Source organism: Pedobacter miscanthi, from assembly GCF_003315595.1.
Taxonomy (GTDB): Bacteria; Bacteroidota; Bacteroidia; order Sphingobacteriales; family Sphingobacteriaceae; genus Pedobacter; species Pedobacter miscanthi.
In genome coordinates this window covers 1-809 of the sequence record NZ_QNQU01000078.1, presented here as the reverse complement: position 1 = coordinate 809, position 809 = coordinate 1, and the positions used below count along the sequence as shown (strand labels likewise).

The window sequence follows — 809 nt, the reverse complement described above, 5'->3', positions numbered from 1 at the left end:
TTCCTGTGGGTACTTAGATGTTTCAGTTCCCCACGTCTACCTTCAACTAAGCTATGAATTCACTTAGTGATAACAGGCGGTAAAACCTGTTAGGTTTCCCCATTCGGAAATCTCCGGATCATAGTTTACTTACAACTCCCCGAAGCATATCGCAGTTAGTCACGTCCTTCATCGGCTCCTAGTGCCAAGGCATCCACCATACGCCCTTAATAACTTAACCTAATATTNCATCGGCTCCTAGTGCCAAGGCATCCACCATACGCCCTTAATAACTTAACCTAATATTATCTAACGATAATAGGTTATGAGTTTAGCGATTAAGAACTATAATTCTTGTTTTAAACTCTTTAAAACGCGGTGTTCTCGGTTTATTTTTAAGAAATAAATCAATATCTAGTTTTCAAAGAACAAAATCTTGAGAGATATGACCTCTCAAAACTAAACAAAGTATTCGATAAATGTACAGGTTCCGTAATTATTCCTTAGAAAGGAGGTGATCCAGCCGCAGGTTCTCCTACGGCTACCTTGTTACGACTTCACCCCAATCATCTGTCCCACCTTAGACGGCTGGCTCCTTGCGGTTACCCCACCGGCTTTGGGTGTTACAAACTCTCATGGTGTGACGGGCGGTGTGTACAAGGCCCGGGAACGTATTCACCGCGACATGCTGATTCGCGATTACTAGCGATTCCGACTTCATGTAGGCGAGTTGCAGCCTACAATCCGAACTGAGAACGGCTTTAAGAGATTAGCTAAACCTCGCGGTCTTGCGACTCGTTGTACCGTCCATTGTAGCACGTGTGTAGCCC

2 rRNA genes are annotated in these 809 nt (G+C 44.3%); both read right to left on the bottom strand.

Annotation, left to right across the window (positions count from 1 at the left end):
- A 23S ribosomal RNA gene (locus DRW42_RS28440) occupies nt 1–220 on the bottom strand; the annotation flags it as partial.
- 266 nt (nt 221–486) lie between these two features.
- A 16S ribosomal RNA gene (locus DRW42_RS28435) occupies nt 487–809 on the bottom strand; the annotation flags it as partial.